Here is a 637-nt window from a genome sequence, read left to right as displayed (position 1 = left end):
CCGAGGCCCATGTATTACGGCAAGAACGCCTTTTCTCTGCTCCTACGTTACACCCTTGCCCATGAAATCGAAGAGTGGGGCTGGGACATCGGCGACCATACATATGGCGCCAAGGGTTCTCCCATCATCATAGAAGCCNGAATATGCCGGCCTGAAGATCGGGAAATACTGCTCGATTGCCCGCGAGGTGCTGATGATCCTGGGCAATCACCGACCGGATACGATCACCACCTACCCGTTCAAGAACCAGTGCAATTTCTGGCCCGAAGCGGCGGATGCAACCGATGACCATTCCACCAAGGGGGATATCGTCATTGGCAACGACGTCTGGATCGGCGCGCGGGCCAACATCATGTCGGGTGTCACCATAGGATCAGGCGCGATCATCGCCACGGCGGCCGTGGTGACCAGGGACGTGCCGCCATATGCCATCGTGGGCGGCAACCCGGCCCGGGTCATCAAATACCGCTTCCCCGAAAAGACCATCGGGCGTCTGCTTGCAATCGCCTGGTGGGACTGGCCTGAAGCATTGATACGAGAACGGATGCCCCTCCTGATGAGCGACGATATCGACGCTTTCCTGCGCGCTTTTGAAAAAGGACCCGCACAGGAAAAATCATGATGCAAAAACTGTTTT

1 pseudogene is annotated in these 637 nt (G+C 56.9%); it reads left to right on the top strand.

What is annotated here, in order from left to right:
- The first annotated feature begins 9 nt into the window (after positions 1–9).
- Positions 10–622, top strand: a pseudogene (locus NJLHNGOC_RS15485) (CatB-related O-acetyltransferase).
- Positions 623–637 lie beyond the last annotated feature (15 nt).

It is taken from the genome of Novacetimonas cocois (genome assembly GCF_003311635.1).
GTDB classification, from domain to species: domain Bacteria; phylum Pseudomonadota; class Alphaproteobacteria; order Acetobacterales; family Acetobacteraceae; genus Novacetimonas; species Novacetimonas cocois.
The sequence above is the reverse complement of the archived record's forward strand: the minus strand, read 5'-3'. Positions and strand labels throughout refer to the sequence as shown.